General features: G+C 44.0%; 20 protein-coding genes and 3 riboswitches. Of the genes, 5 read left to right on the top strand and 15 right to left on the bottom strand.

The genetic code is table 11. The features are described 5' to 3' along the window. On the top strand, positions 1-1,013 hold a 1,013-nt coding region (locus ACR65H_RS13725), incomplete at its 5' end, for an IS110 family RNA-guided transposase (RefSeq protein ID WP_440500986.1). A gap of 468 nt (positions 1,014-1,481) precedes the next feature. Here the strand turns inward: ACR65H_RS13725 and ACR65H_RS13720 are convergent. The 9 genes from ACR65H_RS13720 to ACR65H_RS13680 form a co-directional block, all read right to left on the bottom strand. Then, a complete protein-coding gene (locus ACR65H_RS13720; RefSeq protein WP_440500984.1) occupies positions 1,482-2,816 on the bottom strand; it encodes an NCS2 family permease in 1,335 nt (444 codons plus the stop codon). Positions 2,817-2,950: 134 nt separating this feature from the next. Beyond that, positions 2,951-3,052, bottom strand: a riboswitch (purine riboswitch). Then, positions 3,053-4,396, bottom strand: coding sequence for a glutamine-hydrolyzing GMP synthase (gene guaA, locus ACR65H_RS13715; RefSeq protein ID WP_440500983.1), 1,344 nt, complete (start codon positions 4,394-4,396; stop codon positions 3,053-3,055). Between the two features lie 107 nt (positions 4,397-4,503). Continuing rightward, positions 4,504-4,605, bottom strand: a riboswitch (purine riboswitch). Between the two features lie 31 nt (positions 4,606-4,636). Next, the gene (locus tag ACR65H_RS13710) at positions 4,637-6,832 is read right to left on the bottom strand and encodes a DUF4129 domain-containing transglutaminase family protein (protein WP_440500982.1); all 2,196 of its coding nucleotides are present in this window, start codon (positions 6,830-6,832) and stop codon (positions 4,637-4,639) included. Further along, on the bottom strand, positions 6,832-8,043 hold the full coding sequence (locus ACR65H_RS13705) for a DUF58 domain-containing protein (RefSeq protein ID WP_440500981.1): 1,212 nt from the start codon (positions 8,041-8,043) through the stop codon (positions 6,832-6,834). Before ACR65H_RS13705 ends, ACR65H_RS13710 begins: the two co-directional genes overlap by 1 nt. Beyond that, entirely contained in the window at positions 8,040-8,990 is a 951-nt protein-coding gene (locus ACR65H_RS13700) for an AAA family ATPase (protein WP_440500980.1), read from the bottom strand. The genes ACR65H_RS13705 and ACR65H_RS13700 overlap by 4 nt, the downstream gene beginning before the upstream one ends. Positions 8,991-9,211: 221 nt before the next feature. Beyond that, positions 9,212-10,036: an NAD(+) synthase gene (gene nadE, locus ACR65H_RS13695; protein WP_440500979.1), complete on the bottom strand. Its 825-nt coding sequence runs from the start codon at positions 10,034-10,036 to the stop codon at positions 9,212-9,214. A gap of 13 nt (positions 10,037-10,049) precedes the next feature. Then, the gene (locus ACR65H_RS13690; protein WP_440500978.1) at positions 10,050-11,519 is read right to left on the bottom strand and encodes a nicotinate phosphoribosyltransferase; all 1,470 of its coding nucleotides are present in this window, start codon (positions 11,517-11,519) and stop codon (positions 10,050-10,052) included. 84 nt (positions 11,520-11,603) lie between these two features. Then, the gene (locus ACR65H_RS13685; RefSeq protein WP_440500976.1) at positions 11,604-11,918 is read right to left on the bottom strand and encodes a DMT family transporter; all 315 of its coding nucleotides are present in this window, start codon (positions 11,916-11,918) and stop codon (positions 11,604-11,606) included. Between the two features lies 1 nt (position 11,919). Further along, positions 11,920-12,255 (bottom strand): DMT family transporter, encoded by a 336-nt coding sequence (locus ACR65H_RS13680; protein WP_440500974.1) that lies wholly within the window; start codon positions 12,253-12,255, stop codon positions 11,920-11,922. A 140-nt stretch (positions 12,256-12,395) separates the two neighbouring features. After that, a riboswitch (SAM riboswitch) is annotated at positions 12,396-12,502 on the top strand. A 71-nt stretch (positions 12,503-12,573) separates the two neighbouring features. Between ACR65H_RS13680 and ACR65H_RS13675 the strand changes: the two genes are divergently transcribed. Both ACR65H_RS13675 and ACR65H_RS13670 read left to right on the top strand, forming a co-directional pair. Then, positions 12,574-13,710, top strand: coding sequence for a methionine biosynthesis PLP-dependent protein (locus tag ACR65H_RS13675; RefSeq protein ID WP_440500973.1), 1,137 nt, complete (start codon positions 12,574-12,576; stop codon positions 13,708-13,710). A 25-nt stretch (positions 13,711-13,735) separates the two neighbouring features. Further along, positions 13,736-14,485, top strand: coding sequence for a cyclase family protein (locus ACR65H_RS13670; protein ID WP_440500971.1), 750 nt, complete (start codon positions 13,736-13,738; stop codon positions 14,483-14,485). 56 nt (positions 14,486-14,541) lie between these two features. Here ACR65H_RS13670 and ACR65H_RS13665 read toward each other — a convergent pair whose 3' ends face one another. From ACR65H_RS13665 to ACR65H_RS13655, 3 genes are all read right to left on the bottom strand, one after another. Continuing rightward, positions 14,542-15,108 carry an NADPH-dependent FMN reductase gene (locus ACR65H_RS13665; RefSeq protein WP_440500970.1) on the bottom strand — a complete coding sequence of 189 codons (567 nt, stop codon included), beginning with the start codon at positions 15,106-15,108 and terminating at the stop codon, positions 14,542-14,544. 198 nt (positions 15,109-15,306) lie between these two features. After that, positions 15,307-15,456 carry a hypothetical protein gene (locus tag ACR65H_RS13660; protein WP_440500968.1) on the bottom strand — a complete coding sequence of 50 codons (150 nt, stop codon included), beginning with the start codon at positions 15,454-15,456 and terminating at the stop codon, positions 15,307-15,309. Positions 15,457-15,495: 39 nt separating this feature from the next. Further along, complete coding sequence (locus tag ACR65H_RS13655; protein ID WP_440500966.1) at positions 15,496-15,618, bottom strand: hypothetical protein; 123 nt, start codon at positions 15,616-15,618, stop codon at positions 15,496-15,498. A 526-nt stretch (positions 15,619-16,144) separates the two neighbouring features. On the opposite strand from ACR65H_RS13655, the gene ACR65H_RS13650 reads away from it, so the two are divergent. After that, positions 16,145-16,966, top strand: coding sequence for a squalene/phytoene synthase family protein (locus ACR65H_RS13650; RefSeq protein ID WP_440500964.1), 822 nt, complete (start codon positions 16,145-16,147; stop codon positions 16,964-16,966). A 128-nt stretch (positions 16,967-17,094) separates the two neighbouring features. Here the strand turns inward: ACR65H_RS13650 and ACR65H_RS13645 are convergent, their stop codons facing one another. From ACR65H_RS13645 to ACR65H_RS13635, 3 genes are all read right to left on the bottom strand, one after another. Then, positions 17,095-18,093, bottom strand: a complete 999-nt coding sequence (locus ACR65H_RS13645; RefSeq protein WP_440500962.1) for an anti-sigma factor domain-containing protein — start codon at positions 18,091-18,093, stop codon at positions 17,095-17,097. Next, complete coding sequence (sigI, locus tag ACR65H_RS13640; RefSeq protein WP_440500961.1) at positions 18,090-18,839, bottom strand: RNA polymerase sigma-I factor; 750 nt, start codon at positions 18,837-18,839, stop codon at positions 18,090-18,092. The genes ACR65H_RS13645 and sigI overlap by 4 nt, the downstream gene beginning before the upstream one ends. A gap of 84 nt (positions 18,840-18,923) precedes the next feature. Next, positions 18,924-19,682, bottom strand: a complete 759-nt coding sequence (locus tag ACR65H_RS13635) for a hypothetical protein (RefSeq protein ID WP_440500959.1) — start codon at positions 19,680-19,682, stop codon at positions 18,924-18,926. A 166-nt stretch (positions 19,683-19,848) separates the two neighbouring features. On the opposite strand from ACR65H_RS13635, the gene ACR65H_RS13630 reads away from it, so the two are divergent. After that, positions 19,849-20,064: a small, acid-soluble spore protein tlp gene (locus ACR65H_RS13630; protein ID WP_440500958.1), complete on the top strand. Its 216-nt coding sequence runs from the start codon at positions 19,849-19,851 to the stop codon at positions 20,062-20,064. The last annotated feature ends 69 nt before the right edge of the window (positions 20,065-20,133 follow it).

Here is a 20,133-nt window from a genome sequence, read left to right as displayed (position 1 = left end):
GTTTAGAAGGATTTCTACAAAAACAACATTATCCCTACATCCGCCTGAATCCGTTGGAGGCTAAGCTTCAGATGGCTTCCATGCGCCGGCATAAGACAGATAGTAGTGATGCCCATGAACTGGCCAAATCCCATTTTAAATCAGATAGGCAGGAAACCTATGTACAAGAAGACTACTTTGAACAGATGCGGGCACTGGGACGCTACTATGATGATCTAGAAAAGGAGATCAGGCATAACTACAATCGCTTACACGCTTTCCTACAATTAAGCTTTCCATTGTTTGAAAAGGTGTTTTCGAAAAACTCAGCCATGTTTTTAAATATCGTGCAGCTTTATCCGCACCCGGCATGTTTACATAAGCTTTCAAGGGAGGAGTTGGGCAGCCAGATCAAAAGGGCAACCCGTAAGATCATATCTACTCAAAAAGCGGAGGAGAAAGCAGTTCTACTGATTGCCGCTGGGAAAAACTCATATTCGGCTATTGGTCCGAAGGACGTACGTTGCGAACATTTAAGGCACTATGCAAAACGTATCGTGGACCTAGTAAATCAGAAAAAAGATATCATCAAACAGATGGTGGAATTATCAAAGGAAAGAGTGGATTTCCAAGTGCTCGTGTCGTTCCCGGGAATCGGAGAAACTACAGCTGTAAGAATCATCGGTGAATTAGGTGACATTCGACGCTTCAAGAATCCAAAACAGATCAATGCATACGCAGGGATTGATATTCAACGACACCAATCGGGCAAGCTCCAGTACCAGGACCGGATTAATAAACGGGGAAATCGAAGATTGAGGAAAATCCTTTATTTCATGGTGATGTCGATGATCTCCTTGCGGGCAAAGACTAAAAACACAATCGTGGATTATTATGATCAATTGAAAAAGCAACCTCAGAGTAAGCCTCATAAGGTTGCGGTAATCGCATGTGTGAATAAGTTCCTGAAAGTCGCATTTCACCTTATCCAACATGACGTCCTGTATCATTACGAATCAGCCAAAGCTTCGTAACAGGATAGCTTCACTATAGCACATATGACCTTACGAAAAAACAAATATTCGTCAGGGCTATTTGGCATACTCATTTTTATTTTGGAAGCACCTGTTGCTTGGAGTGCAGGCGCCGACTCCTGCGGGAATAGCATGAGCCTTGAGACCCCGCAGGGCGCACGCCTTTTGCGACCGAGGAGGCTCAAGCCATGCCCGCGGAAAGCGAGCGCCGGAACGGAAAGCAACAGCCTGTTGACATAAATATACATCTCTGATTCATTCAAAGCTAAAAAGAAATTATTAAAACACTTGACTGCAGGTAAGGAAAGCGTCCGTCCGTAGCGCAAATCAATCTTCACTAGTTAATTCAATTATAATGTAAAAAACTGTAGACAAACGCCAAAACTTCTGGAATTTGTCTACAGTCATGAACGGGCCCATAGGAACCGTTCCATTTACTATGCAATTACTTCTTTATTAATCTCTACTTTATTTAATAAAGATAAAATACAAAATGAATAAAATGAATAAACCGTACATGATCGGATGGATTTCTTTTCTTCTTCCGCTCAGCAGCATTGTAATCGGGTAGAAGATGAATCCGATTGCGATACCTGTTGCGATGCTATATGTCAATGGCATCGCAATGATTGTGAAAAATGCAGGTACTGCGATTTCAAATTTTGTCCATTCGATATTCCCAAGTGTCGATACCATCAATACTCCAACGATGATAAGTGCGGGTGCAGTCACTTCGGGAGTAATGACAAACAATAATGGAGAGAAGAATAACGCTAATAGGAATAGCACACCTGTAACAATAGAAGCAAATCCGGTTTTTGCACCAGCTGCCACGCCTGCTGTCGATTCGATATAAGAAGTCGTTGTCGACGTTCCGAAAATCGAGCCAGTTACTGTCGCGAGCGAGTCGGCAAGCAATGCCTTTCCGGCACGTGGTAATTTTTCGTCTTTCATTAGACCCGCTTGTGTAGCCACGGCTACTAGTGTTCCTGCTGTGTCGAAAAAGTCGACGAATAGGAAAGTGATGACGATGACTAGAAATTGGGTTGTCATTAATGATGCGGGATCGTTGAAGAGCGCTTCAAATGCTGCACCGAATGTTGGGGCAACGGACGGCACTTTGTCGACTACCTTCGTCGGAAGATCGATCAAGCTGACGATCATTCCTAAGATTGTCGTCAAAATCATTCCATAAAATATAGCTCCTTTAATTTTCCGTACCATCATAATGACAGTGACGACCAAACCGAAGATGGCAAGCAATGTAGGTCCAGCAGACAAATCGCCAAGTGTTACGAGCGTATTTGGATCGGCGACGATGATTTTCGCATTTTGCAGACCGAGGAAGGTGATAAAAAGACCAATACCCGCACCGACCGCAAGTTTCAATTGAGATGGTATTGCATTGATAATCAGTTCACGTAATCCCGATAAAGATAAGATAATAAAGATAAGTCCAGAGAATAATACGCCTGTCAAAGCTGTTTGCCACGGAATTCCGTATGTGAGCACAACTGTGAATGCAAAGAATGCGTTCAATCCCATACCAGGAGCCAAACCGATAGGATATTTTGCGATTAGACCCATAAATAGCGAACCGACTGCTGCTGCCAATGCAGTGGCAACGAAAACAGCGCCTTTATCCATTCGCATAGCATCAGGTAGATCAGGCACTACTTCCAATGAAAGCATGATCGGATTGACTGCCAGTATATATGCCATCGCAAGAAAAGTAGTAAGTCCCCCGATGATTTCCCTCCGATAATTCGTTCCAAGCTTTTCAAACTCAAAGTATTTCTTCATGATAACCGTCCTTTTATGTAATTTTAAATAATGGTGATCCTTGAACAGTTCGGAAATCCATTTTAACAACAAAAAAAGGAAGTATACGATACTTACTCGCATACTTCCCCATGACAACCAAATTAAAACGATTTCCGCTTTAATTCAATCATCGTAGTCAGAACATTTACGGCGTTCTGGTAGAGACTTTTGGGCCATATCCCCAAAGATATACGATGCAGTTATTCAATTTTTATTTATTCCCACTCAATTGTGCCTGGTGGTTTTGCAGTAATATCGTAGACCACGCGGTTTACGTGATCGACTTCCGATGTGATTCGTGTACTGATTTTTTCAAGAATGTCCCAAGGGATGCGTGCCCAATCCGCTGTCATGCCGTCTACGGAATGCACTGCACGCAAACCGACTGCATAGTCGTAAGAACGTTTTTCATTCCTTACTCCAACGCTGCGGATGTCCGGCAAGATTGCGAAGTATTGCCAGATTTCCCGATCAAGTCCGGCTTTCGCGATCTCTTCACGGAGAATCCAGTCGGCTTCACGGACGATATCAAGTTTCTCTTCCGTAATTTCCCCAAGCACCCGAACACCAAGGCCAGGACCAGGGAACGGCTGGCGATGAACGATGTCAGAAGGCAAGCCTAGCTCTGCCCCTACAGCACGCACTTCGTCTTTGAATAGTGCTTTCAATGGCTCAATCAATTCAAACTCCATGTCCTCTGGCAATCCGCCGACGTTATGGTGGGATTTGATCACTTCATTCGTTGCTGTTCCACTTTCGATGATGTCTGCGTAAATCGTACCTTGCGCAAGGAAGTCAATTCCTTCCAACTTCGCAGCTTCTTCGTCGAATACATAGATGAACTCACTGCCAATCGTTTTCCGTTTTTGTTCCGGATCAGTGACACCTTTCAGCTTGTCCAAAAAGCGTTTGCGAGCATCTACTTTAATGAAGTTCATGTGGAATTTATTGCTGAACGTTTCAACAACGCTTTCCACTTCACCTTTTCGAAGCAGTCCGTGGTCAACAAATATGCAAGTGAGCTGGTCGCCGATTGCACGGTGGATTAATGTCGCTACAACCGATGAATCAACGCCGCCGCTAAGTGCGCAAAGGACTTTCCGGTCGCCTACTTGAGAACGGATTTTTTCGACTTCGCTATCGATAAAGCTTTTCATCGTCCAACTGTCTTTTGCTTTACAAATTTCAAAAGCAAAATGACGTAACATTTCTTTTACATCCTCCGGTTGTCCTACTTCCGGATGAGATTGCTCGTTATACGGATATTTTTCTTCTTTTGCAAATGCAATTGATTTGCCGTTTGAGCCTATCTCAAGTACAGGGATGCCTAAGTTGAGCACTTCAGGATTGACGCTAAGCCCAGCATCTTTGGATCCGCCAGACAAAATAATTCCGACAGCCTGCATGTTTTGAATTTCCTCAGCTGTAACGGTATGAGGATGCAATTCACTGTAAACCCCCAACTCACGGATCGTGCGTGTGATTAGTTGGTTATATGCACTACCGAGATCCAGAACGACAATTTTTTCCTGTTCGATTAATAAAGGAGCTGTCGACAATTGATCCACCTCTTCCAATTAAATTCCGAAGCCTCATAAATCAGCAAAGACGCGTAAGAAAGTCCTTCTTTCCACGCGTCTCAACATTCTACTGCAGGCAGAAACAGACATGGCTGTCCTGCCTTCATAGACAAGCCATTCACGGTGGCCTGGTAGAAACGTCCGAACCATATTATCGGACATATATGAGGGCATATCGGTTGTTCTTTTTTCTCATCTTACGCTTCTGATGATTAAAAATCAACAGGTAGCCCTATTGATTAAATCTTCCCATATTTCCTGCAAGCTTGCCCAATCTTCATGATTTGTATAACCGCCATAAAGACCTCTTTCATAAGCTTCCGTAAGCTGTCCCATTCTGCGGCCCCCGAAATGCGAATCCACCGATTTCGCATATTCGGATAAAGTCATGCTGTTCGTCCGTTTAAATCCAAACCGGTCCAGCTGTTTCAAAAGACTTTTATATTGTTTTGTATACAAATCCCAATCCGCTTTCTTCTTCCGATACGCATTGATCAAAAGTTTAGGGATCCATTTCCCACGATGCTGATAAACTTTCCAGGCAATAAACAGAATGATTCCAATGCCCAGAACTCCAACCCATGCATTTTCACGCAAGAACTTGTTCGTTTTCCCGAAGAAAGCGACGAAGCTATTCTCTTCATCTTTCTTTTCCGAAGCTTTAGCCCGGTCTACTTCAGGCTTCTCACGCTCTTGCATTTCAGGTATTTCAGGATCACTTACATCCATTTCCAAGTCATATTCGATTCCCGTCGTATTCGAAAATCCGATAGTCGGTTCGAAAGGCATCCATCCGAAACCTGGAATATAAGCCTCTACCCAGGAATGCGCTTCATTATTCGTCACCGTATATTCAATCTTGCCTCTTGAGTTTGTTTTTCCTTCACCTGGAGCGAAGCCTTTTACCCAGCGTGCTGGAATATCGGATGCACGCAGCATGACGACCATGGACGTTGAGAAATTATCGCAATATCCGCGTTTCGTATCAAAGAGGAATTGATCGACGTAATCTTCATTCCCTTTTGGCACAGCCACATTCTGCTGATCATATACGAATCCGTTCCTACCAAAATACCGTTCAATCGATTTCGCTTTTTCATAAACGCTCTCCTGATTTCCGGTAATAGAAAGCGCCAATTCGCGGACACGGTCCGGCAATTGCTCAGGCAGCTGCAAAAATTCGTTGAAATCCTCGGATTCCAACGCATAGTCATCCATCGAAGTTTCGCGCAATGCCTTCAAGCTGTATTTCTTCTCAACGAGGTCAATTCCGAATGAATCAAGCTCAGTGCCTTCTCCATCCTTCATCACCCAAAATTGGCCCGTGTCTTGCCGGTTTTGCAAGACGACGTCTGTCCTCGTATGAATTTTGGACGTGCCATAAGGATAGACGAGATAAGGCAGTCGTTCATTCATAAAGATTTCGGCGTGGAGAAAATCGTTTTCTTCAAGTAAACTATCTGCACCGTCATAGGCAAGCAATGAACCTGGGACAATATTGACGGGCATTGTATTTTCAGATTGCTGTTCCCAGCCTTTTGAAGTGTACGTATTTTTCGTTTCAATTTTCCAGTATTGCTTCTTAGGAACGGTCGCTTTAAAGACAACCGTATTGTCTTGCGCAAATGCGCCACCTAACTTTGAATCGTCCGTATCATACCCGCTTTTCGAAACGACACTGCCGCTGCCGATCCCCTCTCCTTGGACGATCGATTTCAAGAAAGGGACAGGATCAGCCCATACCGGCCCCCGTTCTGGCATGAAACTCGCGAATGCGCTGCTGCAAATAACCGCGAATAACAGTGGCAGGGAAAAAGCGGCGAACATTCCTGTGTTCATTTTCCGTCCATGGCGATCGGAAATTCGGGAAATCGTCAGCAATCCAATCAATAATAGCCCCGATACCATAATCCTAAAAATCGCCCCGTCCGCCGAGTAGGAGCTGAACGTATCCAAAACAGCGATGAAGATGACTGTCATTGCATAGAAAAGGAGAATACTTTTCCGCACTTCGATCCAATGGCGTATCAAATATATCGTCATCCATAACAGAACGAAAAAGAGGACCGTCCGGAATGGATTCGTAATGCCCTCCCAATTCCACGCGGCGATAATTCCGATATTCGATAACAGATCGTTCATAAGCATTGCGACTGTTTCTTTCGATAGAATGGCAGTTTTGAAAAACACATAGTGAAGAGACCAAAATAGATAGATAATCTTCAGCGGAACGGATAGCCACCATCTCATCTTGAGCAACCCAAACAGGAAGGAGATAGCGATGAAATAAAGGAAGACCGATATATATTCCGTATCGGTCAATTCAATGACAGGCAAGAGCCATTCCCAAAGCAGGACGAAAGCCAGCACATACATAAGTATAAGGAAACGCATATCCGTTCTTCCTTCATTCATTAACTAGCCACCTCCTTAAATGCTTGCGCAAACTGCTTTCTGCTAAGTGCATGAATTGTGATCCCTTTTGCCTTCGCGTATCTAATTTGCTCTTGCAGCTGTGTAGGCAAGGGCAAGGCAATCTCCGTGTCAACGAGCACAAAACAGATGACCGATCTTGTATTTTTTACGAAGCTCATCATCGATTGGAGGAATGCCCAATCAGGATGGCTTGTCACAATAACTATACTGCCAGCAGATGCTTCAAGTGTAGACGATAGCGGCTGTACTTCTTCTTCAACAACCGGTCTAACTTTAGCTAAATGTACAAAAACATCTTGCAACTGGTCTGATGAATGGATGAACGGAAACATAACCGTCTCTGCACCTACGGAAGCAAAAGCGATATTCGCCTGATGGTTTGTCGCCTCTTCAACAATGGAGGCCGCAAGCTCCACCTGCTCTTCGAAAAGGTTTGACTCCCTTCCGTCCAGCAGGACAATAATATCTTCCGACTGTCGATCTTCAAATTCTTTCGTCATGAGATTTTGCGTACGGGCGAATGACTTCCAATGGATCCAAGTGACCCGGTCACCGGCCTGGTAATCCCTTACTCCTGTCGCCATCGTTGTATCTTTCACAAGCGAGAACGGGGACACGAGTGATCCGCGGTCGTATTGAGCGTTGATCGGTACGTATTTGATTGACGTCGTATTCGGATAAACAAGAATGACATCTTTCAATTCCAGAAATGCCCGCTTTTGGATCCAACCAAAAAAATCGGAGACTTCTATTTCAATGCCTTCTACAATATGCTCCCCTCTTGGAAGCTTATCGATCTCATACGAGAATTCCACACTTTTTTTGAAACCGAATAGGAAAATATGTTTTGAAAGTTTTTTCGTTTTCAACTCCATAGCAGGGTCCGCCCACTTTTCAATCGCGACTGTGTATAACAAAGGGAACGGAAATGTCCGCGTAAGTTTAACCGTAACGGCGAGCTTCCCTCCACTCTCAATCGTTTTTGTCCGGATAAGGCGTTCAGCTTTTATATTATTCATCGGATAAACGAATAAAGCGATTGAATACAACAGGAAAGGAGTAAGCATATAGAAAATCGTCCAACTCACTTTGCCGCCTTGGAACATCGCAAAAACATAGACGGAAAAGAAAAGGCCGACGATGAAAACGAAGCGGCCAGTCATCGATAGCAATCTTTTCCCTTTACTCATTTCAAACCAACCCGGTCGATCGGCACACTTACCCGTGTAAGGATCCGTTCGACAATTTCATTTGCAGTTATCCCTTCGTACTTCGCTTCTGAACGAAGGATCATCCGATGGCCAAATACAAATGGTGCCAAATATTTCACATCATCGGGCGTTACATACGTTCTTCCTTTAATGAGCGCATATGCTTGGCAGGATTTCATGAGCGCGAGGGATCCACGCGGACTCACGCCGAGATAGACATGGGCATTGTTACGGGTTTCCGATGCACAGTCGACGATATACGTTTTGATTGTATGATCGACAGTCACTTCTTTCACTGCTTGTTGGAGCTCCGCTAGTTCGTGAATCGAGAGGACTGTTTCCAACTGCTCAATCGGCACCGATTTTTCTGCTCTGGAAAGAACTTCAATTTCTTCGCCTCGTTTTGGATATCCCATTTTCAATTTGAAGAGGAACCGGTCCAACTGCGCTTCCGGCAATGGATACGTCCCTTCATATTCAATCGGATTCTGTGTCGCCATGACGAAAAACGGTTGCGGGATTCGGATCGTTTCCCCATCCACCGTTACGGAGGATTCCTCCATGCTCTCGAGTAATGCGGCTTGCGTCTTTGGAGACGTCCGGTTGATTTCATCAGCTAGAACGATGTTCCCGACAATCGGCCCCGGTCTGAATTCAAATTCCATTTCCTTCGGGTTGTAGATCGAGACGCCAAGTACATCAGATGGCAATAAATCCGGTGTGAACTGTATACGTTTAAAAGAGGCGCCGATCAATTTTGCAAGCGCCTTTACCATCATTGTCTTCCCTACTCCCGGCACGTCTTCCAACAAGACATGGCCGCCTGCAAGCAAGGCGGTGACGCTCAGCTCCGCGATATCCCGCTTTCCGATCATTACCTTATCTATATTCGAAAGAACTTTGTCGATCACTTGTGCGTAAGTCATTCTTTTTCCTCCCATTCCAGCTTCTCTCTATAACGTGCCCATAATTTAACAGAAACATGTCCGAAAATTTACAAAATGTAACTTTATAATACCGTAATAACGAATAGGCTACAACCTATTGAAAACACTACTAAACAAGATATGACAAAAATACGCATAAAAACAGATGAAGGAAAGCTTCGTGCATTCCTTCATCTGTATATTTCGCGAGCTATTGAAATTCATTTCCAAAAATCATCGAATATCGTAATCGGCATATGTCGTTTATGTTCCGACCGTTTATAATGCTTTTCGATCGTTTCAAGAGCTTTGTCCGAGACCGGTTTCCCTTCCAGGAAGTCATCAATCTCCTCATATGTGACGCCAAGCGCAACTTCGTCAGGCAATGCTGGTTTTTCGTCTTCGAGGTCTGCAGTCGGCACTTTTTCATATAAATGCACCGGGGATCCGAGCTCTTTCATGAGCTGACGGCCTTGCCTCTTATTCAAGCGATAGATTGGCATGAGGTCAGCTGCGCCGTCACCGAATTTTGTGTAGAATCCTGTCACTGCCTCCGCCGCATGGTCGGTTCCGAGAACGACACAGCTATGCGATGCTGCGATCGAATACTGGACTTTCATCCGCTCCCGAGCTTTCTCATTCCCTTTTGTATAATCGGAAATGATGATTCCCGCTTTCTTCAACGCTCTTTCGCTTGCATCGACCGCCTCTTTAATATCGACCGTATAGAGCAAGGAAGGTTTGATGAAATCAAGTGCATCCTGCGCATCATCTTCATCAAATTGTTTTCCGTACGGCAATCTAACGGCGATGAACTTATAGCGATCCGTATCGTTCTCTTCATTCAATTCATCAACGGCCATCTGCGCAAGCCTTCCGACGAGCGAGGAATCTTGCCCACCCGAAATACCGAGAACGAAGCCGTTCACAAATGTATTTTTCACTGCATATTCCTTCATGAAATCAATCGATTTGCGGATTTCCTCTTTCGGATCAATTGACGGCATGCTTTTCAGTTCCGCAATGACCTGTTCTTGGAATGTCATTGTCCGCACCTCCTCATCTCATTGAGTACTCATCCACCATGTCCTGCACTTCACGGATATTGCGCATTTTATTATCCCAACATTTCTGGCTCAAATCGACCGGATATTCTTCCGGATTCAAGGACCGTTTATATTCATCCCATAATAGATCCAAATTTTCGTGGGCGAATTGTCGCATTTCATTCAATGTAGGATTTTTGTAAATCACTTTCCCGCCTTCGACGACTTTCGTATGCAAATTTACGGCATCGAAGTTTGTCACGAATTTGGAAATGAACGTATGAACAGGATGGAACATTTTAATCCTTTTTTCAACTGTCGGGTCTTCGTCGTGCATCGTAATGTAATCGCCTTCCGCTTTGCCATTCTCACGATCAATAATGCGATAAAGCTTTTTCTGACCAGGCGTTGTCACTTTCTCGACATTGGATGAAATCTTGATTGTATCTTCCATTTCACCATTATCATTCTCGATGGAGACAATTTTATAGACCGCCCCAAGAGCAGGTTGGTCATAAGCCGTGATCAGCTTTGTGCCGATGCCCCAAACATCTACTTTCGCTCCTTGCGCTTTCAAGTTCAAGATCGTGTACTCGTCCAAATCGTTCGACACAACAATTTTCGCATCTTCGAAACCAGCAGCATCGAGCATGCGCCTAGCTTCTTTCGAGAGGAAAGCGATATCCCCGCTATCGAGTCGGATACCGACGAAATTGATCTTATCACCGAGCTCTTTCGCGACTTGAATTGCTGTCGGGATGCCGATTTTCAAAGTATTATACGTATCGACGAGGAATACGCAGTCCTTATGACGTCTCGCGTACGAATGGAATGCTTCATATTCACTCCGGTACGCTTGTACTAAAGAGTGGGCATGTGTGCCAGCAACCGGAATCCCAAAACGTTTTCCTGCACGGACATTGCTTGTCGCCTCCACTCCTCCGATGACAGCTGCTCGTGCTCCCCAAACCGCTGCATCCATTTCATGGGCGCGCCTGCTCCCGAACTCCATGACAACTTCATCTTTGACGACTTGCTTAATACGACTAGCCTTCGTTGCGATGAGTGTTTGGAAATTAACGATATTGAGTAACGCAGTTTCGATCAGCTGAGCTTCCGCCAATGTCGATTCCACGCGAAGAATCGGTTCGTTTGCAAATACAAGTTCCCCTTCCTTCATCGAATAAACATCGCCAGTGAAACGCATTTCTTTCAAATAATCAAGAAAATCATCCTGGTAGCCAAGCTCTTCCCTTAAATAGGTCAAATCGCTTTCACTAAAATGGAATCCCTTCAAAAAATCAAGGATCCGTTCAAGCCCTGCAAAGATTGCATAACCATTTCCAAACGGTAAATTTCTAAAGTATAGCTCAAAAACCGCTTTCCGTTCATGGATGCCATCCGCCCAATACGATTCCATCATGTTAATTTGATAAAGATCTGTATGTAATGCCAAACTGTCATCTGCGTATTTCGAACTCATGCCAAATCTCCTTCTTCCGAATTCTTCTGATAGGTACAGTATACACTATTTACCCTTAATTCAATTGAAATTAACATACGCGTTTCATCCAAATACTTTCAACCCGACCGCTCCTCCGATGATCAAACAAAGGAATAAAATCCGTTTCCATCCGGCCGCTTCCTTGAAAAACAAAATGCCCATCAACACAGCACCTGCCGCACCGAGTCCGGTCCAAATCGCATAGGCCGTTCCCATCGGAATATCGCGCATCGCGAGTGACAAAAACCAAAATCCGACCGAAAATGTTCCGACAATGAGCAGCAGGCGGGGCAACGATCTTTTCTGCAAATACAGATTGATGGCCATGACGCCAAAGATTTCCCCGAAACTTGCTAGGACCAAATATACCCATGCCATTTCAATCGCCCCCTTCCGACTCTTCAGATTCGACCGTTGTCATTTTGATCCCGATCACACCTATGATAATAATCGCAATAAAAATTAACTTTGTAATAGAGAACTCCGCATGGAAAAACAGAAAGTCTATAAGAACAATTGCCGCCGCTCCGGAACCGGTAAACACCGCATACACCGTCCCAGACGGCAGCTTCTCGCACGCTTTAATAATTGCATAAAAACTAATGATGATGGCAACGACGGTTCCCGCCCATTCGAGTGCATTATCGGAATAACGAAGTCCAATCACCCAAAAGATTTCAACGATTGCTGCCAATAAAACATAAAGCCACGCCATTGGAAATCCTCCTTCTCATTTATCCACCACCCATCATTATAGCAAACGTCAATGGACATTCATTTCCGAAACTTCTTGCAATCTTTTGGGAAGCATGATAACTTTAGATAAATCTTTTTTCTAACAATACTATATTTTGATTCTTATCACGAGAGACGGAGGGATTGGCCCGATGAAGTCTCAGCAACCAGCCCGATTTTGGTATGGTGCTAATTCCAAAAGGCGTAGAACGTCTTGAAGATAAGAAGATTGATTTCAACTATCGTTGGAGGCCCTCTTCTTATTTAGAGAGGCCTCTTTTTTTAATAGACAAAGGAGATGGACAACTTGACAAAGCAGAGCATCAACACGAGATTGGTACAACTAGGAAATCAGAGCGACCCGAGAACTGGAGCGGTCAATCCTCCACTTCATTTTTCGACAGCGTACAAGCATGACGGATTGGGGCTTTCTACCGGCTACGACTATACACGCACAAAAAATCCGACTCGGACGATTCTCGAAGAAGGCATCGCCAATCTTGAAAACGGTGACCGTGGATATGCATGCAGCTCGGGCATGGCGGCGATCCAGCTCGTCATGTCCCTATTCAAATCCGGAGATGAGCTAATTGCTCCCGACGACCTATATGGGGGCACATTCCGTTTATTCGACCAATACTCGGACTTGTACAACATCCGGACCTCTTATTCATCTTTTGAAAACGTCAAGGAAACGGAAAAGCTAATCACTGAAAACACGAAAGCGATTTTCATCGAAACACCGACAAACCCGCTCATGCTTGAAATCGATATCGAACAATATGTAGAGCTTGCAAGAAAGCACGGCTTGCTAGTCATCGTCGACAATACGTTTTTGACGCCATATTACCAACGTCCAATCGAGCTCGGTGCGGATATCGTCATCCATAGTGCAACGAAATATATTGGAGGCCATAATGACGTGCTTGCCGGACTCGTCGTCGCCAAAGGAGAAGAGTTGTGCAAACGTTTAGGCGACAACCACAATGCGATTGGCGCAACGCTTTCTCCGTTCGATTCATGGCTTGTCATCCGCGGTTTGAAAACTTTGCATGTACGAATGAAACAACATGATGCGAATGCGAAAGAGCTTGTCTCCTATTTGGAAAACGAACCGCTTATCGATGATGTGCTCTATGCAGGTAAAGGCGGGATGATTTCATTCAGGCTGTGCAAGAGTGATTGGGTCGATCCGTTCTTGCAAAACCTACGCTTGATCACATTTGCCGAAAGTCTCGGAGGAGTCGAGAGCTTGATCACGTATCCAACGACGCAAACTCATGCGGATATTCCTGAGGAAGAGCGTGAAAAACGCGGCGTCGATAAACGACTATTGCGCTTCTCGGTAGGATTGGAAGAGGCAGAGGATTTAATTGCCGATCTTAAGCAAGCCATTGCCATCGCTGCTGAAACGACGGCTGTCGGGCAAAAATAACAATAGGGGAAAGAGAGTGATTCTAATGTCAGTTGAAACAGTGAATGAAATTCAAGCAGCACTTCAATTATTGAAAAGCAAAGAGTGGGTGGATTTGACCCATACATTCGGTCCGGATTCACCCCACTTCTTCATGTTTGACGACGCCAAATTCGAAACGCTTTTCACCCATGATGATGGCTTCTTTGCACAAAAGTTTTCATTCCCAGGGCAGTATGGAACTCATATCGACGCCCCTATTCACTTCGTCCGCGACACACGGTATTTGGACCAGTTGGAGTTGCATGAGCTGGTCCTGCCGCTAGTCGTCATCGATAAATCGAAGGAAGCCGAAGCTGACAATGATTTCACATTTGGAATCCAGGACATCTTAGACTTTGAAGCGGTTCACGGAAAAATCGGTGAAGGCACATTCGTAGCATTGCGCACAGATTGGAGTAAACGTTGGCCTGATCACAAGGCGTTTAACAATAAGGACGAAGATGGCAACAACCGAATTCCCGGCTGGGGATTGGACGCATTGAAATTCCTTTTCGAAGAGCGCAGCGTAAAAGCGGTCGGCCACGAAACATACGATACCGACTCTGCTGCGGACTTCCGCAAGAAAGGAAAATTGGAGGGCGAATATTATGTCCTTGACCAAGACACATATCAGATTGAATTGATGACCAATTTAGATAAGCTGCCTGCTACAGGAGCCATCATTTTCAACATCGTCGCAAAACCAGAAAAAGCATCCGGCTTCCCCGTCAGATCATTCGCTATCCTTCCTTGACCAGGGGAGCAAAAGAAAAGGCCGCCTCTTAGTACGAGACGGCCTTTCTTTTCATATTATTTTGCTTCAGCTAACGCTTTTGTTTTTGAATAAAATGCGATGAAATTGTTGACAACATTATCTAAAAAGTCAATTGTCGCTTGGTCTGTCAATTGACCATTCTCGTCCATTTTCTCGTGTACAGATCCGATATACACTTCATTGTTCGGCAATAGTGCAGGAGAGAGCATTGGGTTCGACAAGATTTCACGTAAGTGGATTTGAGCACGTACACTTCCTAACACGCCCATCGATGAGCCGATAATGAAAGCAGGCTTGTCTTTGATTGCGAAGTTGCTTCTTGAAAGCCAGTCAACCGCATTTTTCAATACACCCGGAATCGAAAAGTTGTATTCAGGTACCGCAAAAAGGACAGCGTCTGAATCCCTTACATTGTCCAGGAAATCCTTTACGTCTTCAGGCTGATTGTTTTCTCGTTCAACGGAAAACATATCAACATTATTAATGAAAACAGGCGTGATCTCTAGCTTGTCCGCATATTTCTTGCGGAGATACTCAACCAGTTTCAGGTTGTATGAAGTCGGGCTATTACTACCTATGATTGCTTTTACTTTAATTGCCATGATGTTGGACTCCTTTATAGTTGCTATTTTACCACTAGCATAGCCACAATACGACAATGCATGTGTCCTATTTGAAGCTAGTGCAATCGTTACTTGACGCTAGTGATTGTCTCACATTCAAGATATTTTTTAAAAGAATATGCTCAGACGAAAAGAGCGTTCTCTCTTTTGTATGAGGGAACGCTCTTTTGATTAGTTTCAGTAACTGAAGAAAATCGCCCAGAACGGAATGTTTTTCCGCTCTTTTCTTTTTCGTTTGATTGCTTTTTGGCCAAGTCGATACTGCTCGACTTCCAGTCGCATTTCTGCCATTTGTCGTTGAATTACTTCTCTATCAATTGTATACATATCATTATTCTCCTAATTGGAGAGGGACCTTAAACGAGATTACAATCGGCGTCCACCTGTCGTGTCGCCATTACTATCTATCCATTTTGGAGATTCCCACTCCATCAATTTTTTGTTTTTTATTTGTTCATAACGTTCATGTTTTGCGCCTTGATAAATCATTTTTGCTTTTCCTCCTTTATTTTTTATTTGAATCAATTCACTTGCGTGGTGCATCGCTATCCACTTTTCAGAGACTCCACCTTCAATACTTTCTGCCGCTGTCCTACTTTCATCATCAGAAACACTCCTTTTCGTTTTGTATTTATGCTACACGCAAAGCGTGAAAACACCGAATTTTCCTTCAAAAGAAGACACAAAAAAGCACACGCCTTTTGCATAAGCGTGTGCTCATATAAAAGAACGGCATACCATGCCATTCCTCAGTCTATAATTAGAAGGAGAGTTTAGTCAGGCACGGATCAAGTATGAAATTAGATTGGATTAGCATTGCGTTTTTCATGTTTCCGTACCTCCTTTTCATAATTTAGAATAACTTACTTCTCCAGGATACCATTACCATTTATTCATTGTCAATAGGAAATTCCAAAAAAATATTGATTCCCAACAATAGGGTTGGCAAGTGCTTCTTAGAATAGTGTATGATAATGATAAGAACTGCTTCCAGAAATGAAGGAGGACCATCATTATGAACGAAGCTAAATTACAAAAGGAAGCGATGCACGTTTTAAAGCTGACGAGCAGGACTTTCTATATTCCGATTAAGTTATTGAATCCAACACTGCGAAAAACGGTAGGCTCTGCCTATTTATGCATGCGTGCGATTGATGAAATAGAGGATCATGAGGAGTTGCATCCGGAGAGCAAACAACATTTGTTGAAGGCTACGAGCAAGCTCCTGCAAACCGACTTATTCGACGCTGCTGAGTATCGCGCTCTTCTGAAGCCTTATGAAAACTTATTGCCGGAAGTGACGTTGCGACTTGGCGATTGGCTATCTGTATGCCCGACAAGTATCGTGGCGAAAGTGAAAGAGTCGACAAGCATTATGGCGGACGGCATGGCGAAATGGGTTGGAAGGGATTTCCTGATTCAAACGAAAGAGGATTTGGATGACTATACATACTATGTAGCAGGTCTTGTCGGTGTGATGCTTTCCGATATTTGGGAACAGTATGACGGAACGAAAACGGATCGGGACTTGGCGATTGGGTATGGTCGAGGATTGCAGGCGGTGAATATGCTGCGCAATCAGGACGAGGATGCGGAGCGCGGCGTCCGTTTCCTTCCTGAAGGATGGGACAGGCATGACCTGTTCGAATATGCGGAGCTGAACTTGAAAAAGGCTGATGAATATATCGAGTCTATTTCAAACAAAAACATCTTGACGTTCTGCAAAATCCCCCTTGCGTTGGCGAAGCGGACAATCGGCGCGTTGCATGGCGGGCATGAGAAAATGAATCGTGCAGAAGTAGAATCGACCGTGGATGCGATTTTGAAGGAAGTATAATGTTGGGAGTTATGAGCGCTTGGCAGGAGTTATGAGCGCTTTTCCCGTTTTATGAGCGGTTGGCGGGAGTTATGAGCGGTTGACAGTTTTATTTAACGAAAAGAGAGGCTGCTACGGTCGTAGCAGCCTCATTTATTATTTTGCGGATTCTTTGATGGATTTTCTTTTTGTTGTTGTTTCACAGGTGGTCCTTGATGGTCATTAGGCTGTTTATTCAATGATGATGAGTGATCTGGCGGCCCTTTTTTATCTGCATGAGGCGGTACATTTTCACTTCTATGATCGTTCTGCTTCTTTTCCTTTTTCTCCACCGGCGGACTTTGCTGAGCTTCAGGCTGATTTGTACGCTTCATCTCCATTTCTTTTTGTTGCGGAGTTGAAGGTGGCGTGCTGTCTTTCTTCGTTTTTGGGGATTTGTCTTCCAGCTTCTGTTCTGACTTTTTCTCTTTCTGATCCTTTTTACTAGCAGGTTGATTTCCACTTGAAGACTTTTCATTTTCTACAGAGTTGAATTGATGAATCGACATTTTTTTCTTGTTCGCCACTTTTCGTTTCTCTGGCGTGCTTTCAGCAACTTGCAAATTCAAGTCGTCATACTTTCCACGCACTTCCTGTACAGCAGCTCCAATCACTTGACGCGCTTCGTGCTCCTTTTCGGCAGTTGGGTAGACTGTCGTAACTATAATTTGATTGTCATGCATCGATAATTCAGATATGGCCCTATCGAGCACGGAAAGGATTGGACGGTTCTTCCATTCTGCTAAATCGTCCTTTTGCGCTTCATTCAAATAACGCAAGGAAATGACATTACCTTTCCGGTTCACTCCAAACTCCATTGCTGTGCCAGATTCCAATTGTACATACGCCATCACTTTATCGTTTAAAGGGCTCAATGACGACACAAAGAAAAATAGAAGGGCTGCCGCAACTAAGAAGGCTCCAGCTAAACGCGTCTTCGGTCTTCTTCCGGTCATAAAAGACGGAGTAACGAGTGCGAATTCAGCTTCCTCACCGATCTCGGGTGGATCCCCAAACGGAACTCCCCGCAGAAATTCACCTTTCGCCGTTAGGAACACCATATATTTTGTTTTCTTTTCGCAAACAATGCCTCTATATGTCCGCATCATATGAGTTCCCCTTTTACGTATTCCTTTATGTATATAAAATCGTTGTTTAGCAACAGCGTAACCGCAATGATGTATTTCCGGTGTCGCTCAATCGTTTTCCTGGAGACTTCGACAATCTCTTCCAACTGCTTCATTGGTAGTCTCTTATTCTCCATAAGATGATTATAAAACTCTGGTGTCTCCGCTATGATTTGTGCGAGTTGAAAAGCGGTCTTTCTGGAATCAGCGTGTTTTGGTGATACTGCGGCAAGCTCTTTGAATGATAAGCCGTATTCATCAAGCAATCTGCCGTACTCGGCCAGCTCTTCCCGACGTTCCTTCGCTCGACGTTCTTCTGAATAAGAAAAGATCGATGATTCATCGAAGACATATTCGTTGGCCATTTCATTTTCATCGTCATCAATCGTTAGAAGGACGTTCGCATTTCTCACTGCTTCTTTTCGTATATAATCGATCAGCCGCCGTTTCATGATCAAATGGGCAAATGTCTTCAGTGAAGCATTTTCCTCCGGTTTGTATTTTAAAACCGCCTCGTGAAATCCGACCATTGCAATACTGAATTCTTCATCGCTATCGTCAATGAATCGATTGCATACGAAAGAAGCCGTCTTTTTCATGAACGGAGTAAATGCGATGAGAAGCTCATCCATGACCTTCTCATCGCCAGTCTTCGCCTTCCATACAAGCTTATCTATTGCTGTATTAGATTCCTTATTGAAGATCCCTTGTATGATGGACAAAAGCATGGACAACCCTCCGTTTCCATCAATTCCGATTGCTTCGATTGTAAGTGGACAATCGGAAAATGGAAAGCAGTAAACTATGGTAAATTAGTTTTTCTTCTCTTTTTTCTCTTGTTTTTGCTGTTCCTTTGCAGCTTTGCGCTCTTCCTTCAATGCATCACGTTCAGCTTTTTGAGCAGTTTTCAATGCTTCTTTTTCCTCTTTATGCTTTGCGTTCAATTCAGCTTGAGGATTTTTCGCTTTCACTTTAGCCGGCTTTTCTTCTTTCACCGGTTCTTCTTTCACCGGTGCTTCTTCTTTTACAGGCTCTTCAACTTTCGCTGGTTCTTCAGTTACCGGCGCTTCTTCTTTAACTTCCTCTTCTGGTGTTTCAACTACAGGCTGCTTGCTTTCCCATTTCGCAATGGAACGTTCCATATTGCGTTTAATGGCCGCTTTCGCATTCTGGTTTCCAGCATTTTCATATGCTTTTGCCAAGGCAGCAAGATTTCCTGCTGTATAGCCTTCCGGAATTTCAGGCAATTCGTTTTCATCTGTTTCAGTCGCTTGTTCTTTATCGGATTCTGTTGTTCCCTCTTTGTCAGTTTCCGTTGTTCCATTTTCTTTGTCCGTTTCAGTCGTTGTCTCGCCTTCGTTCGTTTCAGATGCAGCAACGTCCGTCTCCGTGTCATCTGCTTTCACAACTTCTCTAACCGGACTTACAGGTGAGACTGTGTCTTTTCCAATTTCGCTAAGATCGATAACTTCAGTTACTTTTCCACCATCTGCAAGTGCATAGCTTGTCCCTCCAACTGTCAATCCCGCGATAAGCAATGCTGCTCCTGTTTTTCTCCACTTCTTTTGCATATCAATCACCTCGTCTAAGTTGTTGTCCACTATCGGACATACTAGTTATTCGAAGTGGATTCTCTTTTTATGGGGGTCGACATGAAAAAAGTTACGAGATTAGCAGTTTACACATATTTTCTCGTCAAGTGGATAGACTAGTTAATTGAATAAAGGAGGGATGAACATGCCAAGACCTTTACCGAATGATTCTGCAGATAATGTGGACCGATTAAAGAAGACGATTAGCAATATGGAAGCTGCGAATGAAGCAGCGAAAACTGCTGAGGGTGCAGAACTTGCTTCCATCAAGGAGAAGAACGAACGCCGAAAAGAAGCGATTGACGGATTGCAAGAAGAAATCCATCAGGAAAACAAATCGCGGATCAACGGATACATTTGAAAAAGGCACTCGGACGACATAATCGCCCGAGTGCCTTTCACTGCTTATAACGTCTAAACTCCGCTTTTG

It is taken from the genome of Sporosarcina sp. SAFN-015 (assembly GCF_059415085.1).
Note: the sequence above shows the minus strand (reverse complement) of the source record. Positions and strands in the feature narration are given on the sequence as shown.